This window comes from Roseospira goensis (genome assembly GCF_014197795.1).
In the GTDB taxonomy this organism is placed as follows: domain Bacteria; phylum Pseudomonadota; class Alphaproteobacteria; order Rhodospirillales; family Rhodospirillaceae; genus Rhodospira; species Rhodospira goensis.
Map to the genome: position 1 here is coordinate 1 of NZ_JACIGI010000040.1, position 15,798 is coordinate 15,798.

Annotated in this window: 12 protein-coding genes; 4 read left to right on the forward strand and 8 right to left on the reverse strand. The window is 71.3% G+C overall.

The features are described from left to right. Window positions 1–82: 82 nt before the first annotated feature. A complete protein-coding gene (locus GGD88_RS16175; RefSeq protein WP_184437356.1) occupies window positions 83–232 on the reverse strand; it encodes a hypothetical protein in 150 nt (49 codons plus the stop codon). A gap of 152 nt (window positions 233–384) precedes the next feature. On the opposite strand from GGD88_RS16175, the gene GGD88_RS16180 reads away from it, so the two are divergent. Then, window positions 385–1,332, forward strand: coding sequence for a S24 family peptidase (locus tag GGD88_RS16180; RefSeq protein WP_184437359.1), 948 nt, complete (start codon window positions 385–387; stop codon window positions 1,330–1,332). A gap of 30 nt (window positions 1,333–1,362) precedes the next feature. Here GGD88_RS16180 and GGD88_RS16185 read toward each other — a convergent pair whose 3' ends face one another. The 3 genes from GGD88_RS16185 to GGD88_RS16195 all read right to left on the reverse strand — a co-directional run bounded on the left by GGD88_RS16185 (window position 1,363) and on the right by GGD88_RS16195 (window position 7,183). Beyond that, window positions 1,363–1,713 carry a cysteine-rich small domain-containing protein gene (locus tag GGD88_RS16185; RefSeq protein WP_184437361.1) on the reverse strand — a complete coding sequence of 117 codons (351 nt, stop codon included), beginning with the start codon at window positions 1,711–1,713 and terminating at the stop codon, window positions 1,363–1,365. A 187-nt stretch (window positions 1,714–1,900) separates the two neighbouring features. Further along, window positions 1,901–3,478 carry a BCCT family transporter gene (locus GGD88_RS16190; RefSeq protein WP_184437363.1) on the reverse strand — a complete coding sequence of 526 codons (1,578 nt, stop codon included), beginning with the start codon at window positions 3,476–3,478 and terminating at the stop codon, window positions 1,901–1,903. Between the two features lie 660 nt (window positions 3,479–4,138). Then, window positions 4,139–7,183 (reverse strand): PAS domain-containing sensor histidine kinase, encoded by a 3,045-nt coding sequence (locus GGD88_RS16195; RefSeq protein WP_184437365.1) that lies wholly within the window; start codon window positions 7,181–7,183, stop codon window positions 4,139–4,141. Between the two features lie 267 nt (window positions 7,184–7,450). On the opposite strand from GGD88_RS16195, the gene GGD88_RS16200 reads away from it, so the two are divergent. The 3 genes from GGD88_RS16200 to GGD88_RS16210 all read left to right on the forward strand — a co-directional run bounded on the left by GGD88_RS16200 (window position 7,451) and on the right by GGD88_RS16210 (window position 12,009). Then, the gene (locus GGD88_RS16200) at window positions 7,451–9,082 is read left to right on the forward strand and encodes an electron transfer flavoprotein-ubiquinone oxidoreductase (RefSeq protein WP_184437367.1); all 1,632 of its coding nucleotides are present in this window, start codon (window positions 7,451–7,453) and stop codon (window positions 9,080–9,082) included. Window positions 9,083–9,160: 78 nt separating this feature from the next. Further along, window positions 9,161–11,056 (forward strand): tetratricopeptide repeat protein, encoded by a 1,896-nt coding sequence (locus GGD88_RS16205; RefSeq protein ID WP_184437369.1) that lies wholly within the window; start codon window positions 9,161–9,163, stop codon window positions 11,054–11,056. 47 nt (window positions 11,057–11,103) lie between these two features. Then, complete coding sequence (locus GGD88_RS16210; protein ID WP_184437398.1) at window positions 11,104–12,009, forward strand: 4-(cytidine 5'-diphospho)-2-C-methyl-D-erythritol kinase; 906 nt, start codon at window positions 11,104–11,106, stop codon at window positions 12,007–12,009. Window positions 12,010–12,057: 48 nt separating this feature from the next. On the opposite strand, the gene accC is transcribed toward GGD88_RS16210, so the two are convergent. The 4 genes from accC to GGD88_RS16230 form a co-directional block, all read right to left on the reverse strand. After that, entirely contained in the window at window positions 12,058–13,461 is a 1,404-nt protein-coding gene (accC, locus tag GGD88_RS16215) for an acetyl-CoA carboxylase biotin carboxylase subunit (RefSeq protein ID WP_184437371.1), read from the reverse strand. A gap of 8 nt (window positions 13,462–13,469) precedes the next feature. Next, window positions 13,470–13,919 (reverse strand): acetyl-CoA carboxylase biotin carboxyl carrier protein, encoded by a 450-nt coding sequence (gene accB, locus GGD88_RS16220; RefSeq protein WP_184437372.1) that lies wholly within the window; start codon window positions 13,917–13,919, stop codon window positions 13,470–13,472. 87 nt (window positions 13,920–14,006) lie between these two features. Further along, a complete protein-coding gene (aroQ, locus tag GGD88_RS16225) occupies window positions 14,007–14,483 on the reverse strand; it encodes a type II 3-dehydroquinate dehydratase (RefSeq protein ID WP_184437375.1) in 477 nt (158 codons plus the stop codon). 98 nt (window positions 14,484–14,581) lie between these two features. Beyond that, window positions 14,582–15,607 (reverse strand): DMT family transporter, encoded by a 1,026-nt coding sequence (locus GGD88_RS16230; RefSeq protein ID WP_184437377.1) that lies wholly within the window; start codon window positions 15,605–15,607, stop codon window positions 14,582–14,584. Window positions 15,608–15,798: the final 191 nt, after the last annotated feature.

The window sequence follows — 15,798 nt, forward strand, 5'->3', positions numbered from 1 at the left end:
GGGGCCTCCCTGGCAGTCTGTGTCGTGTCGCAACTACCAGTGTGTCAGACCGTCCCGTTGTCCGCCCCTCCCCGATTTTCCGTCATGAACCAAAATTGCTGGGGCAGGGGGTCCCGTCGGCGGCGGCGCGGGTCAGCAGGGCGAACAGAACCCGCGCCTGAACGGGCAGGTCGGTGGGGGGCGGCGCGGAGGGCAGGGGAGACGACGCGGATGGCGCGGCGGCATCGGTCATGGGCGGTCATCCTTGCGCTGGGGACGGCGGGGGCGGGCGGCGCGCGGGCGCGTCCGGACCTCTGATCGTTCATGCTATGTTCTCCCAAGGGTGCAAAACGCACCGCGTCGGTCAAGTGGAATCACAAAACGCGCCGTGATATGCTTTGGCGTATGGACACGCCCGCCGACAGATTGCGCCAGGCCCGCAAGGCCGCCGGCTTCGCCACGGCGGCCGACGCGGCCGCTCGCTTCGGCTGGAACGTGAACACGTACAAGAGCCACGAAAACGGCCAGCGTGGCTTGCGTCCGGAGGCGGCGGAACGGTATGGTGTCCACTTCCAGGTCGCGCCGGCGTGGCTCCAGTTCGGACAGGGCGGTGCGCTGCGTGAGGGTCTTGGGCGCGAGTCGGTACGAATGGTACCGTACGCCGGCCCGGGGTTCGCCGAGGACCCGGCCGGGGTGCGGACCACCGCGACCCCGGACGCACCGGCCCCAGGGGGCGCACGCGACTCGGACGAGGGACGGGCGCCGGATGCGGCGACGCACGCGGCGACGCACGCCACGACGCACGCCACGACGGGTGCCACGACGGACGCCACGACGGGCGCCACGACGGGCGCTCTGACGAACGGGGGGGCGGACGCGGCGACGGAGGCGGGAACGGGCGCGCCGGGAACCGGCGCCGACGTCGATCTGGCCCGGCCGCGCCTGGACGGGCTGGTGGGGGACCGCGATCTGCCGGTGTTCGGCTCGGCCCTGGGCGGCCCCGCTGGGGAGATGATCGTGAGCTTCGAGCCGATCGAATGGGTGCGGCGCCCCGCCCCCCTGGACGGGGTCAACGGCGGCTTCGGCTTCTACATGATCGGCGAGAGCATGAGCCCGGCGTTCGAGCCCGGCGACATGATCCTGTGCCACCCGACGCGACCGCCCTATGCGGGCCAGGACGTGCTCGTCATCCGGCGCGTCGCGGACGGTCAGACGGCCCTGGTCAAGCGGCTGGTGCGGGTGGACGGACGCGGGCTCGTGCTGCGCCAGTTCAACCCGCCGGGGGAGTTCGCGGTGCCGCGCGACGAGGTGGTCAGCTTCCACCTCGTGGTCGGCAAGTACAGCCGGCGGTGAGGGTGCAGGCGAACCCGATCGTCTCCGCGCCTATTCCTTGGCGTTGGAGCGGCTCTTCTGGGGCTTGTATTTCTGCTTGTAGTAGCGGGTCTGGGGCTCGCCGTTCCAGACCACCGGCTTCTCCAGCCATTTCTGGATGAAGTTCCAGGCGCCGCGGTAGCCGTTGTGCGGCAGCGTGCAGGCGGAGCAGTCCTTGCGCGTGACCCCGTTCTTGTCGGTGAACACCTCGTAGGGGCCGGGGCACTCGTAGGCGATCAGCGGGCAGTAGCAGAACAGACAGTTGAACTCGCCCCGAACGCCCTCGTGGCAGGGCAGGAACGGGCAGGCGTGGTTCGTGAAGCCCTTGAAGCCCTCGTTGGTCGTCGCGTCCTTCGGCTGCATGCGTGGCCCTTCCGTGTCCAGTGCCGTCCGTTCCCGGCATATGGGAGCGATCGGGCGTGGGAAAAGTGGCATCGAACGGCCACGGGGGCCGCACGCCGTCGCCGGCCTGCGGCCCCCGCGGGGGTCGGTCCGATGCGGAACGGTGGCACCGGGGCGGCCGCCATGGCCGCGCCGGGCCGGGTGGCCGTCAGGCCGCCCGCATGACGTACTTCCGCTCGTGGCTGAGACCCATGTACAGCGTCACGCACATGGCCAGCAGCACCAGGGTGAACGGCAGGCCGACCGTGATCGACGCCGCCTGCAACGCCCCCAGCGCGCTGGCGCCGCCGACGAACAGCAGCACGGCGGCGATCAGGCCCTCCATGACGGCCCAGAAGATGCGCTGCGGCACCGGGGCGTCCAGCTTGCCGCCGGCGGTGATGCTGTCGATGACCAGCGAGCCGGAGTCCGACGACGTGATGAAGAACACCAGCACCAGGCAGATCGCGATGAACGACGTGATGGCGTGCAGTGGCAGGTTCTCCAGCATCTGGAACATGGACAGGGTGTAATCGCCGATGCCGTCGGCCAGGGCGCCGGTCTGGGTCATGACCTGTTCCAGGCCGGTGCCGCCGAAGGCGGTCATCCACACGATGGTGACGACGGTCGGGACCAGCAGGACGGCGGTGATGAACTGCCGCACGGTGCGGCCGTAGGAGACGCGCGCGATGAACATGCCGACGAACGGCGACCACGCGATCCACCAGGCCCAGTAGAACACCGTCCAGTCGTGCATGAACGAGCCGTCCTCGCGGCCCCACCACACGCCCAGCGGCACGATGACCTCGGCGTAGGAGACGGCGGTGTCCCAGAAGCCGGTGATGATAGCCACGGTCGAGCCGGTGCCGATGACGAACAGCAGCAGCAGCGCGGCCAGCGTCATGTTGATGTTGCTGAGCAGCTTGACGCCGCCGTCCAGGCCGCGCACCACCGAAATGACCGCGATCGCCGTGACGCCGACGATGATGGCGATTTGCGTGTTGATGCCCGACGGGATGCCGAACAGGAAGTCCAGACCGCCGGCCGCCTGCTGGGCGCCGAAGCCGAGCGAGGTGGCGAGACCGAAGATGGTGGCCAGCACCGCGACCACGTCGATGACGTTGCCGAACCAGCCCCAGGACTTGTCCTGCACCAGCGGGTAGAAGGCCGAGCGGATGGTCAGCGGCAGACCCTTGTTGTAGGCGAAGAACGCCAGCGACAGGCCGACCACGGCGTAGATCGCCCACGGGTGCAGGCCCCAATGGAACATGGTGGCGCCCATGGCCTTGCTGGCGCCGTCGGGGGTGTTGGGCTCGGCGCCCAGCGGGGTGCCGAACCAGTCGGTGTAGTAGCCGACCGGCTCCGCGACACTCCAAAACATCAGGCCGATGCCCATGCCGGCGGCGAACAGCATGGCGAACCAGGAGAGCAGCGAGAACTCCGGCCGGGCATCCTGGCCACCCAGACGGACGCTGCCCACGGGCAGGAAGATCAGAACGATACAGAAAATGACGAAAATGTTGCCGGCGGCCAAAAACAGCCAGTCGAAGTTGTTAATCGACCAGGTCTTGGCTCCGTCGAAGACGACCTTGGCCTGATCCGGGACCATGAGCGTCCCGATCACGAAGACGAGGATCAGCAGGGCCGACACCCAGAAGACCGGGTTGTGGATATCCATCCCGAACTTCTGAATGTTGTCCTGACCGACCTCGTATTCGGTCTCGTAGAGTTGCTCCGGTGGCGTCATGGATTGGCTCTCCCATTGCGCGGCCGCTGGTCGGGCGACCGCTTGGTGGTGATCGAGCGAAAAAGAGCGTCCCGTCCCTTTCACGCGGACGCGACCCTGCGGGGCTCGGGGCGACAGCCCCCACACGAAGCGCCCAGCGCCTCGGGCGACCAGACCCGCAAGACCGCGCGGTGGTAGTCTTGAATGCGGAATGCGGCGCGCCCGACCGGGGATGACCCCGAGACCGGCCGGCGCCGTCGTGTCGCGGCCGCCGCCTCGCTCTGTCCGCGAGCGGCCTCCGCTGCGGTCCGAACCACACCGGACCGCTAGGGTGGCGGACAGCAACGATCCACTGGGGCCAGACTGGGGCCAGGCGCTGTGTCCGCCGTTCAACGATCCCGGCACGGTAGCCGATCGGCCACAAAGGCGCAATCCACCGCCCCGGCCGATCATCGCCAAGACGTGACAGGGCCGGATTGTCTGGCGCGCGATCCGGTCGGTTCGGCGCTTGCTCCGAGACCGTGGTGACGACTGGACAAAGACAGGCGTCCGCCCGGGATTCGCTTGATCTGAACCGTCGAACTCTGGACCGTCGGCCGCGCGGTCGGCGTTCCATCAGATTGCCACAGACCGGACTCGCGGCGGGATCTCGGTGTGTCGCGATGTGTGTCGCGATCCGCGCTAGGCGGCGCCCCAGGTTGCCGGGGCGCGCCCGTGCCAGGCCTCGGGCGCCGGCACGGCCCGGCGTCCGGCCACCCGCTCCGCCCGCAGGGCCTGGAGCCGGCTGTGGGTGTGGCTGACGTGGTCCAGCAGGGCGTTCAGCGCCTTCAGCACCTGCACCCAGTCGATGGGTTCGGCGGGGCTGGGCTGCTGCAGCGACTCGATCGAGCGGTGCACGGCGAACATCAGGGAATCGGCTTCGGCGCGCGGATCGGCGTCGTCCGGCGACAGGCCGTGCCCGAAGATGGCGTCGGCATGGGCGTGCACGAACACGCGGTAGGCCTCCACCTCGCGCACCAGGAACTCGGCCTCGCCGGGCGCGGTCTCCGCCGGCACCTCGCGCCGACGCACCGTGTCGAGCAGGTTCTTGAGCCGACCGACGATGCGGACCTGATGCATGTTCAGCATGTTGAACAAGCCCTGACGGTCCGCGTCCGCGGGGCTGTCGTCGGCGCGCCGGGCCGGGCGCTGCTGCTTGGGCAGCGTGAAGCACAACAGGGTCCCGCCGCCGGGGGCATCCTCGATCCAGATGGTGCCGCCGTGCCGTTCGACGATGCGACGGCACAGCGCGAGGCCGACCCCCGTCCCGTCGTACTGGGTCCGATCCACCAGCCGCTGGAACACGCCGAAGACCCGCTCGCGCTGGTCGGCGGGAACACCCTGACCGTTGTCGGCGACCTCCAGACGCCAGCGCCCCGAGCCGTCGTTGCGGCACGAGACGGTGACGACCGGCCGGCGCTCGGCGGGCACGAACTTCACCGCGTTGCCGATCAGGTTCTGGAACAGCCGGACCAGTTCGGAGCGGTCGCCGGTCACGGTCGGCAGCGCGTGGGGCACCGTCACCTCGGCGGCGCGGTCCGCGATGGCGGCGGTCAGGTTGCGCAGGGCATCCGCGACCACGCCCTCCAGCGGCACCGGTTCCGGCTCCGTCTCGGCGCGTCCCAAACGCGAGTATTCCAGCAGGTCGAGAATCATCGCGTTCATGCGCTGTGCGCCGTCCAAGGCGAAGTCCATGAACTGGCGCAGCTCCTCGTCCATCGAGGCGTTGACGCGGCGGTCGATCAGGCCCAGGAAGCCGGTCACCATCCGCAACGGTTCGCGCAGGTCATGGGAGACGGCGTAGGCGAACTGGGTCAGGTCGGCGTTGGAGCGCGCCAGCCGGGCCTCCAGGCGGGTGTGTTCGGTGATGTCGTGGATGACGCAATGGGTGCGGACATAGTGGCCGCAGTGGTCGTACTCGACCCGGGCCACGAGGTGCACCGCCAGCTCGGTGCCGTCGGCGCGCACCAGCGTCAGTTCGCCGCCGTCGCGGGTGCCCTTGAGCACCGCGGCGATCAGCGACGCGCCGGCCGCACGCGTGGCCGACGCCAGGTAGGCCTGGAGCACCTGACCGCACAGGTTGTCGCGGCTGTAGCCGAGCAGGGTGCTGAAGGGGTCGTTGACCTCGGTGATGCGGCCCAGGGCGTCGAGCGCCAGATAGGCCACCGGGGAGTGCTCGAACAGCGCGCGGAAGCGGGCCTCGCTCTCCAGCAGCGCCGCCTCCACCGCCTTGCGGTCGCTGATATCGGCATTGGTGCCGATCAGGCGCAGCGGTCGCCCGTCCTCGCGCTCCACCACGCGGCCGCGTGATTCGATCCACCGCCACCCGCCGTCCGCGGTTTGGGTGCGGTACTCGATGCGGAAGAGGTCGCCGTGCTGGATCTGGGCCGCCAGATCCTGCTGGACGGTGGCCGCATCCTCCGGGTGCATGCGCCGGATCCACTCGGTGGCCGTGACCGGAAAGGCCCGGTCAGGGTAGCCCAGCATCTCGAAAAAGCGCGCGTCCACGTCGGCCTCGCGGCGGCGCAGGTCGACGTCGAAGGTGCCGTCGCGCAGGGCGGCGGTGACGCGGCGGTAGCGGTCCTGGACGGTGCGCAGGGCCTCGTCCTGGCGCACCCGCTCGGTGACGTCGAGGATCAGGCCGTGCCAGAGCACGCTGCCGTCCGCCAGGGTCTCCGGGCGGGCGCGGCCCTCGACCCAGATGACGCCCTTGACGGGATGCACCACGCGGTACTGCTCGTGCCACTCGGTGGCGTCGCGGGCCGAGCGCCGCACCGAGTCGCAGACCGCCGCATGGTCGTCCGGGTGCAGCACGGCGTACAGGGGCGAGGCGTCCTCGCGCACGTCCTCCGGCGCGAACCCGTAGATGGAGCGGATGCCCTCGCTGGCATAGGGGAAGCAGGAGCGGCCGTCGGGGTAGAGGCGGTATTGATACACCACGCCGGGCACCTGCTCGGCGATGCGGCGCAGGCGGCTCTCGGCCTCGTGCAGGCGCGCGGTGCGCTCCGCCAGCAGCCGCTCGCTTCGGGCCGACGCCGCCCGCGCCCGGGCCTCGGCCAGCGCCGCCCGACCCGCCGCCGCGGCCAGCACCCGCAGCGTGCCCATCAGGCCGGGCAGGCGATCGGACGGCAGCAGTGGCACGCTGGTGCCGTCCGCCGCCGTCTCGGGTGCCGTCTCGGGTGCCGTCGCGGGCGCTGTCTCGACCGGTGCGGACGCGCTGCCGCACCAGGCGCGCAGGGTGGCCAGGCGATCGGGGTCGGGCGCCTGGGCCACCAGGGGGCCGACCATGAGGGTGGCGATCTGGTGACCGTCGGCTTCGATCGACGTGAGGCAGGCGGTCAGCCCGTGCGGACAGAGCGCGGGGCCGGCGGCCTCGGCGGCCCCGGTCTCTGTGGCCGGGGTGCCGCCGGTCGCGCAGGGCAGGCGGCCGGTCGCGCCGCGCTGGCACGCTTCGCAGATCGCGGGCAGGGGCGTGCCGGCCAGCCGCGCACCGGAGCGGTCGAGTACCGCCGCCGGAAGGCCGAGCGTCCCCTCCAGGTCGCGCACCAGGGCCTCCACGCCGGTCCCGTCGAGACAGGATCGGATGTCGGAGTCGGACAGGCGCTGAGAGGGGGCCGGGGCGGTCGCTGCCAAGGGCCGATCATGGTCGACCGCCGAGCCCGGGTGACCGCTGCACGGGGTGTCCATGCCGTCTGGGTCCCACCTGGGGTAAATCATAGGAGTCCATCATGGGGCCGGACCGAACACAAGCTGGCCAATGGTCTTGGTCCGGACGCACCAGAGCCGGGCATCCCGGCATGGTCCGCTCGACCGACTCCGGCGTACTTTTTGTCCGCTCTGTCGCTCCTGTGCTATAGCAAGGCCCACTTCGTCACACACGGTTGGATCTGCTGGACAGCCGCCGCGGGGACGCACCGCATGCCAGGCTCTCGGCGCGGCGGCAGGGGAGGTGTCATGGAACGCGAAGCGATGGAATTCGATGTGGTCATCGTCGGGGCCGGTCCGTCCGGCCTGTCGACGGCCATCCGTTTGCGCACCCTGGCGGCGGAGCAGGGGCACGACCTGAGTGTGTGCGTGCTGGAGAAGGGCTCCGAGGTCGGCGCCCACATCCTGTCCGGTGCGGTCATCGAACCCCGTGCGCTCGACGAACTGATCCCCGACTGGCGCGGCAAGGGCGCGCCGCTGGAGCAGGAAGCCGGCCAGGACAGGTTCCTGTACCTGACCAACCAGAACGACATCCGCCTGCCCACCCCGCCCCAGATGCACAACACGGGCAACTACATCGTCAGCCTGGGCAATGTCTGCCGCTGGCTGGCGGAGCAGGCCGAGGCCCTGGGCGTCGAGATCTACCCCGGCTTCGCCGCCGCCGAGGTGCTGTACCATGACGACGGCTCGGTCAAGGGGGTGGCCACCGGGGCCATGGGCATCGGCCGCGACGGCGAGCCGACCGCCCAGTTCGAGCCCGGCATGGAACTGCACGCCCGTCAGACCATCTTCGCCGAGGGGTGTCGCGGCTCCCTGACCAAGACGCTGATGGACCGCTTCAACCTCCGCGAGGGGGTGCAGCCGCAGACCTACGGCATCGGCATCAAGGAGCTGTGGGAGGTCGACCCGTCCGTGCACCAGCCCGGCCTGATCGTGCACACGGTGGGCTGGCCGGTGCCGCGCGACGTCTACGGCGGCTCGTTCATGTATCACTTCGGCGAGAATCTGGTGTCGGTCGGTTTCGTCGTCGGTCTCGACTACCAGAACCCCTACCTGAGCCCGTTCGACGAGTTCCAGCAGTGGAAGACGCACCCGTCGATCCGGCCCACTTTCGAGACCGGCCGCCGCATCTCCTACGGCGCCCGCGCCCTGGCCGAGGGCGGCTGGCAGTCGATCCCGAAGCTGACCTTTCCGGGCGGCGTGCTGGTCGGGGATACCGCCGGGTTCCTCAACGTGCCCAAGATCAAGGGCACCCACACCGCGATGAAGTCGGGTATCCTGGCCGCCGACGCCGTGTTCGCCCACCTGAAGGCGGGCAAGACCGGCGCGGTCACCGGGTACTGGGAGGCGCTCAAGGACTCCTGGATGGGCTGGGAGCTGTGGCGGGTGCGCAACATCCGCCCGTCGTTCCGCTGGGGCCTTTTCGGCGGCATCACCTATTCCGCCATCGAGGCGTACGTGACGCGCGGCCTGTCGCCCTGGACGCTGAGGCACCACGAGGACCACGCGGCGCTCAAGAAGGCGGCCGACTGCAAGCCGATCGAGTACCCCAAGCCGGACGGCAAGGTCAGCTTCGATCGCCTGTCCTCGGTGTACCTGTCGAACACGAACCATGAGGAAAACCAGCCGTGCCACCTGACCCTGAAGGATGACACGGTGCCGAAGCGGGTGAATCTGGCGGACTACGCCGGACCGGAGGCGCGGTTCTGCCCGGCCGGCGTCTATGAGTTCGTGCCCGACGAGACCGACGGCGGTCAGCGCCTGCAGATCAATTTCCAGAATTGCGTGCACTGCAAGACGTGCGACATCAAGGATCCGACGCAGAACATCAACTGGGTCGTGCCGCAGGGTGGCGACGGCCCCAACTATCCCAACATGTAAGGGCCCGGGGCGGCCGGGCCGGCGTCCCGCAGCGGCGGACGCCCCCGGCCGGTCCCGCCCGTCCCGCAGGAGGTGCCCATGGCGGTGGCCGCTCCCCCCGCCCCTCGCCGGATGCCGCGCGGCGGGCCGCGCGCGCTCCTGCGCGCGACCACCCTGGCCACGGCCCTGGCCGTGGTCCCGGCGGCCTGTGCCCAGCCGATCGGTCCGCCGGCCGCCGGGGCCGGGGCCCCGCCGCCGGCAGGGGCGACCGTGGCCGCCAGCGCGGCCGGCGAGGTCGATCGCGTGGAGGTGCCCCCCGGGCTGGCCGATCCGGAGGCCGGCCCGCAGGGGTCGGGGGCCGGGCCGAGCGGGGCCGCCCTGGGCAAGTATCTGGCCGCCCGCACCGCGCAATATCACAATGACATCCAGGCGGCGGCCGAGAATTATGCCGCCGCCCTGGCCGCCGATCCCGACAACCCGCTGCTCATGCGCCGGTCCTACTACTACCTGGCGGCGGCCGGGCGCTTTGATCTGGCGGTGGCGGTGGCTCAGCGGGCCGTGGCGGCGATCCCGGGCGACGACTTCGCCCCGCTGCTGTTGGCGACGGACGCCATGCGCCAGGACCGGCCGGATCGGGCCGCGGCCCTCCTCGGTGAGCTGGAGCCGCGCGGTCTCAACGGGCTGTTGCAGCCCCTGATGGCGGCCTGGGCGATCCTTGGGACCGGTGACCTGGACGCCGCCCTGGCGGCCCTGGAACCGGCGCGACGGCTGTCGTCGGCGCGCCGCCTGGCCGACCTCCACGCCGCGCTGATGGCGCTGCTCGCCGGCGCGCCGGAGCGCGCCGCGCCCCTGGTGGACGCCTATCTGGAGGCGGGGCCGCCCGACAACGTGCGCGCCCTCGAACTGCTGGCCATGCTTCAGGTCCGCCTGGGCCGGGTGGCCGAGGCCCGCGACCTGCTGGCGGCCTATGCCGCCGCCGGCCCGACCCCGCCGTCGGTGATGCGGCTGGCGGACCGGCTCGGCCGTGAGGGGGCGTCGGCCGCGCCCGACCTGGTGGAGACCCCCCGCGACGGCTTCGCCGAGGCGCTGCACTACAGCGGCCTGATGGTGAACCAGGGCCAGGGCTCGGACACCGCCATCGTCCTGATGCGGCTGGCGCTGGCGGTCAAGCCGGACTTCTCCCGGGCGCGGCTGGCCATCGCCGAGACGCTGCGGCGCATGGAGCGGTTCGCGGCCGCCAATGCCGAACTGTCGCGCATGGACACGGCCGATGATCCGTCGCTGGACTACATCGTTCAGCTCTACATGGCCGAGAACCTGGAGAACCTGGACCGCATCGACGAGGCGCTGGCGCGCTACGACAGCCTGGCCGCCGATCACCCCGATCAGGTCGAGCCGCTGGTGGACAAGGGCGACCTGCTGCGCCGGGCCGAGCGTTTCGAGGCGGCGGCCGCCGCCTACGGGGCGGCCATCGACCGCATGAGCGAGGATGACGGCCTGCTGTGGCCGGTGCTGTACCGGCGCGGCATCGCCCACGAGCGCGCCGGGCAGTGGGATCGCGCCGAAGCCGATTTCCTGCGCGCGCTGGAGTTGGAGCCGAACCAGCCCGAGGTCCTGAACTACCTGGGCTATTCCTGGCTCGACCGCGGCGAGCACATCGAACGCGCCGTCGAGATGGTCCAGGAGGCCGTGCGCCAGCGCCCCAACGACGGCTACATCGTGGACAGCCTGGGCTGGGGCTACTACCTGCTCGGCCGCTACGAGGCGGCGGTCACGGAACTGGAGCGGGCGGTGGAACTGCGGCCCCAGGACTGGACCATCAACGACCATCTGGGCGATGCCTACTGGCGGGTCGGGCGCCGCACCGAGGCCCGGTTCCAGTGGGAGCGCGCGCTCAGCCTCGAACCGGATCCCGACACGGTGGACGTCATCACCCGCAAGCTGAGCGAGGGCCTGCCGCCGGCCGAGCCGATCACCCGCGAGGTGCGCCGGTGAGCACCGCCGACGAGGACACGCGCGCGACCGCGGAGACGGCCGCGGACATGGCCACGACCCTGCGCGCGGCGGCCCCGGCCAAGGTCAACCTGTACCTGCACGTCACCGGGCGCCGCGCCGATGGGTATCACCTGCTGGACAGCCTGATGGCCTTCGCCGCCGTCCACGACGTCGTGACGGTGGCCCCCGCCGACGACCTGTCGCTGACCGTCGACGGGCCGAACGCGGCCGCGCTGGCCGACCTGGACCCGTCCGACAACCTGATCCTGCGCGCCGCGCGGGCGCTGGCCGAGACCGCCGGCGTGGCGGCGTGCGCCCGGCTCACCCTGACCAAGCACCTGCCCGTGGCGGGTGGTATCGGCGGCGGCTCGGCCGACGCGGCGGCGGCCCTGCGCGGGCTGTACCGCCTCTGGGACCTGACGCTGGATGACGCGACCATGCTGGATCTGGCGCTCGGCCTGGGGGCGGATGTGCCGGTGTGCCTGTACGGGCGCGCCGCCCACGTCTCAGGCATCGGCGAGGTCCTCGACCCGGCGCCGGCGCTGCCGGCGGCGCCGCTGCTGCTGGTCAACGCCGGGGCGCCGGTCTCCACCCCCGAGGTGTTCGGGCGTCGGCGCGGCCCGTTCTCCCGGCCCGCGCCGCTGCGCGATGCCCCGGTGAACGCGCTGGCCCTGGCTCAGGATCTGGCCGGGCGCGGCAACGACCTGGAGCCCCCCGCGCGCACCCTGTGTGATGCCGTGGGCGAGACCCTGGACCTGCTGACGGCCCAGGCCGGCGCGCTGCTGACGCGCATGTCGGGCAGCGGCGGCACCTGCTTCGCGCTGTTCGCCAGCGAGGCCGAGGCCGAGGCGGCCCGCCGCGCGATCGCCGAGGCGCGACCGCACTGGTGGGTGGCGCGGACCCGGCTGGTCGACGATGCCCGCGCGCTGGCGCCCGATCCGCCGTCCGCATGATGGGGGGATCCCGACGCCCGGCGCCTGATGCCCGACGCCCGACCCCGGTCAGGCCGGGTCGGGGTCGGTGACGAACTGTTCCAGCCACCGGATGTCGTAGTCGCCGCTGACGAAGCGGGGCGCCTTCATCAGCCGCTGATGCAGGGGGATGGTGGTCTCCACACCCTCGATGACGTATTCGCCCAGCGCCCGGCTCAGCCGCATCAGGCACTCCTGACGGTTGGCGCCGTGCACCACCAGCTTGGCGATCATGCCGTCGTAATGGGGCGGCACCTTGAGGCCGGTGTACAGGCCCGACTCCACCCGCACGCCCATGCCGCCGGGCGCATGATAGCGGCCGATGGTGCCGGGGGACGGCGCGAAGGTGACCGGATGCTCGGCGTTGATGCGGCATTCGATCGCATGGCCGTAGAAGCGGATGTCGTCCTGCGTGTAGCCGAGCCGTTCGCCCTGGGCGATGCGGATCTGTTCCTTCACCAGATCCAGGGTGGTGATCATCTCGGTGACCGGATGCTCCACCTGGAGACGGGTGTTCATCTCCATGAAGTAGAAGTGCCCGTTCTCGTAGAGGAACTCCATGGTCCCGGCGTTGTAGTAGCCCAGGTTGCGGGTCGCGGTGGCGGCGACGGCGCCGATGCGCTCGCGCTCCTCCGTGGTCAGGGCCGGGGAGGGGGCTTCCTCCAGAACCTTCTGGTGCTTGCGTTGCAGCGAGCAGTCGCGCTCGCCCAGATGCACGGCGGTGCCGTGCATGTCGGCCAGCACCTGCACCTCAATGTGGCGCGGGTTGGCCAGGTACTTCTCCATGTAGACCTCGGCGTGGCCGAACGCGGCCAGCGCCTCGGTGCGGGCGGTGCGCCACGCCTCGGTCACGGCGGCGGCGGAGTCGGCCACCTTCATGCCGCGCCCGCCGCCGCCCGCGGCGGCCTTGATGAGCACCGGATAGCCGATCTCCTCCGCCCGCGCGACCGCGTCGTCGGCGCTTTCGACCGCGCCGTCGGAGCCGGGCACGCAGGGCAGGCCGGCCTCGGCCGCGGCCTGCTTGGCGGCGATCTTGTCGCCCATCTTGCGGATCAGCCGCGGCGGCGGACCGATGAAGGTGATGTGGTGGTCCTGCACCATCTCGGCGAAGTCGGCATTCTCCGACAGGAAGCCGTAGCCCGGGTGCACGGCGTCGCAGCCGGTGATGGTGGCGGCGGCCAGCAGGGCGGCCTTGTTGAGGTAGCTCTCGCGCGCCGACGGTGGCCCGATGCACACCGACTCGTCGGCGAGGCGGACGTGCATGGCCTCGGCGTCGGCGGTGGAATGCACCGCGACCGTGCGGATGCCCATTTCGCGACAGGCCCGCAGGATGCGCAGGGCGATCTCGCCGCGGTTGGCGATCAGCACCTTCTCGAACCGGATCGGGGCCCGCTCGGCGGCGGCCTTGGAGCCCGGGAGGACGGCGGCGGACATGGGCGGTCCTACTCGATCACGACCAGCGGCTCGCCGTATTCCACCGGCGTGGCGTCGCCGACCAGGATGGCGGCGACGCGGCCGGCGCGCGGCGCGCGCACGGGGTTGAAGGTCTTCATGGCCTCGATCAGCAACAGCGTCGTGCCCTCGTCGACGGTGTCGCCCACCTTGATGAAGTTGGGCGCCCCGGGCTCCGGCGCCAGGTAGACGACGCCGACCATGGGCGAGGGCACCGCCCCGGGGTGATCCTCTGCGGCCGCGGCGGCGGGGGCCGCCGCTGGCGCGGGGGCGGCGGGGGCGGCCGCCGGCACCGCCGGCGCGCTCGCCGTGACGGTCACCGTGCGGGCGACGCGGATGCGCAACTCGCCGGTATCGTACTCGATCTCGGAGAGATCCGTCTCGCCGAGCAGCTCGGCGAGCGCGCGGACCGCGTCGGTGTCGATGGGGGTGCTGGGCATGGCGGTGGCTTCGGTCTTTCGTCGTCGACGGGAACGGGACGGCCCGCCGGGCGGCACCCGGGCGGGTCGCAACTCGGGGACGCGTGGTCAGGGCGGCGCGGCCGGGCCGGGGGCGTCCGCCCGGTCGGCGTCCAGCAGGCGGGCCATGGCCTCCAGGGCCAGCAGGTAGCCGTGACTGCCCAGGCCGGCGATGACGCCGCGCGCCACGGGTGCGATGAAGGAGTGATGCCGGAACGACTCGCGCGCGAACACGTTGGACAGGTGGACCTCGATCACCGGCAGCCCGACCGCCCGCAGCGCGTCGGCCAGGGCGACGGAGGTGTGGGTGTAGCCGGCGGCGTTGAGGATGATGCCGCGGACATCGGCATGGGTCTGCTGGATCCAGTCGATCAGCTCGCCCTCGTGGTTGCTCTGGCGGACGTCGACCGCGTAGCCCAGGGCCTCGGCCCGCTCGCGGCAGGCGGCGGCGATGGTGTCGAGCGTCTCGCGGCCATACACGGCCGGCTCGCGGCGACCGAGCAGGTTCAGGTTGGGGCCGTTGAGGATCAGGATCGTGGCGGACACCGGAACCGCTTCCCCCCTCGGGGCATGATGACAGCGCAACGCGCAAGTATCCGACTACGCCACTCAAGCGCGCGAGCCGGCACGCACCCTGTCCTATCTCAGTGTCCGCCCCGGGGCAATACTTCGTTGGACGCAGATCTTGCGCTGCGACATTCGGCGGAGGGTCTCGAGGACGTGGCGTCGGACGAGCCGGGCGCCGTGATCGGGCGGCCGCGTCTGCGCTCGCGGTGCAGCGTGTACAGCGCCGCCCCCAGGATCATTCCGGCGCCGAGCCACGTGGCCGCGTCCGGGAACTCGCCGAAGACGACGTAGCCGATCGCGGCCGCCCACAGAAGCTGGGTGTAGTTCATCGGGGCGACGGCGGACGGTTCGGCCTGACGGTAGGCGTTGATGAGCAGGAACTGCCCGAGGCCGCCGCAGGCACTCATGGCGACGATCAGGCCCCAGTGCAGCGCCGTCGGGGGCTGCCACGTTGCCACGGTCGGAATCGCGAACACCGCCGTCGTGAACAGCGCCGGATAGAGCATCATCACCAGGTTGCCCTCCGTGCGCGACAGCAGCCGCACGCAGATGCTCATGCCGGCGATGGCCGCGGCCGAGGCCAGGCCGGCGAGCAGGGCCGGGTCGACGCCGCCGTTGTCGTGCCACGGCCGCAGGATCACCACCACGCCCAGGAAGCCGACCGCGACCGCCGCCCAGCGGTGCGGGCCGACCCACTCGCGCAGCACCAGCACCGCCAGCAGGGTCAGGAACAGCGCCCGCGTGAAGCTGATCGACAGGGCCGTCGCCAGCGGCAACGCGGCGATGGCGTAGAACCCGGCGGCGACCGCCACCGCGCCCAGCAACAGCCGCAGGCCATGCAGGCCGGGGCGGCGGGTCAGCAGCGTCTGCGGGCCACCGCGGCGCGCCGCCAGCAGCGCCAGCGGCAGCAGGGCCGCCGCCTGGAAGGCGGAGCGGAAAAAGACCAACTCCAGCGTCGGCAGGTCCAGGGCCAGGCGCTTGATGAGCGCGGCCATGACCGAGAAGGCCGCCGCCGAGCCCAGCATCAGCAGGCCACCGCGCACATTGCCCGGCAGGGCGCTCCAGAACGGCGGGGCGGCGACGGAGGGGCGCAGGACGGTCATGCGGGACCTTACAGCCGAGATTGCGATAAACCGGACTCGCGGCGCGATTTCGGTTTGTCGCGATAATCGGCTGCGATTCATACATTTGGCGCGGATCCACACCATCAATCCGAACCACGTCGTGGTGCCGATTGATGGCGATCCGCGCCCGTGTCGATGACCGCGCCGCCGGACCGCCACCGAACGGCGGC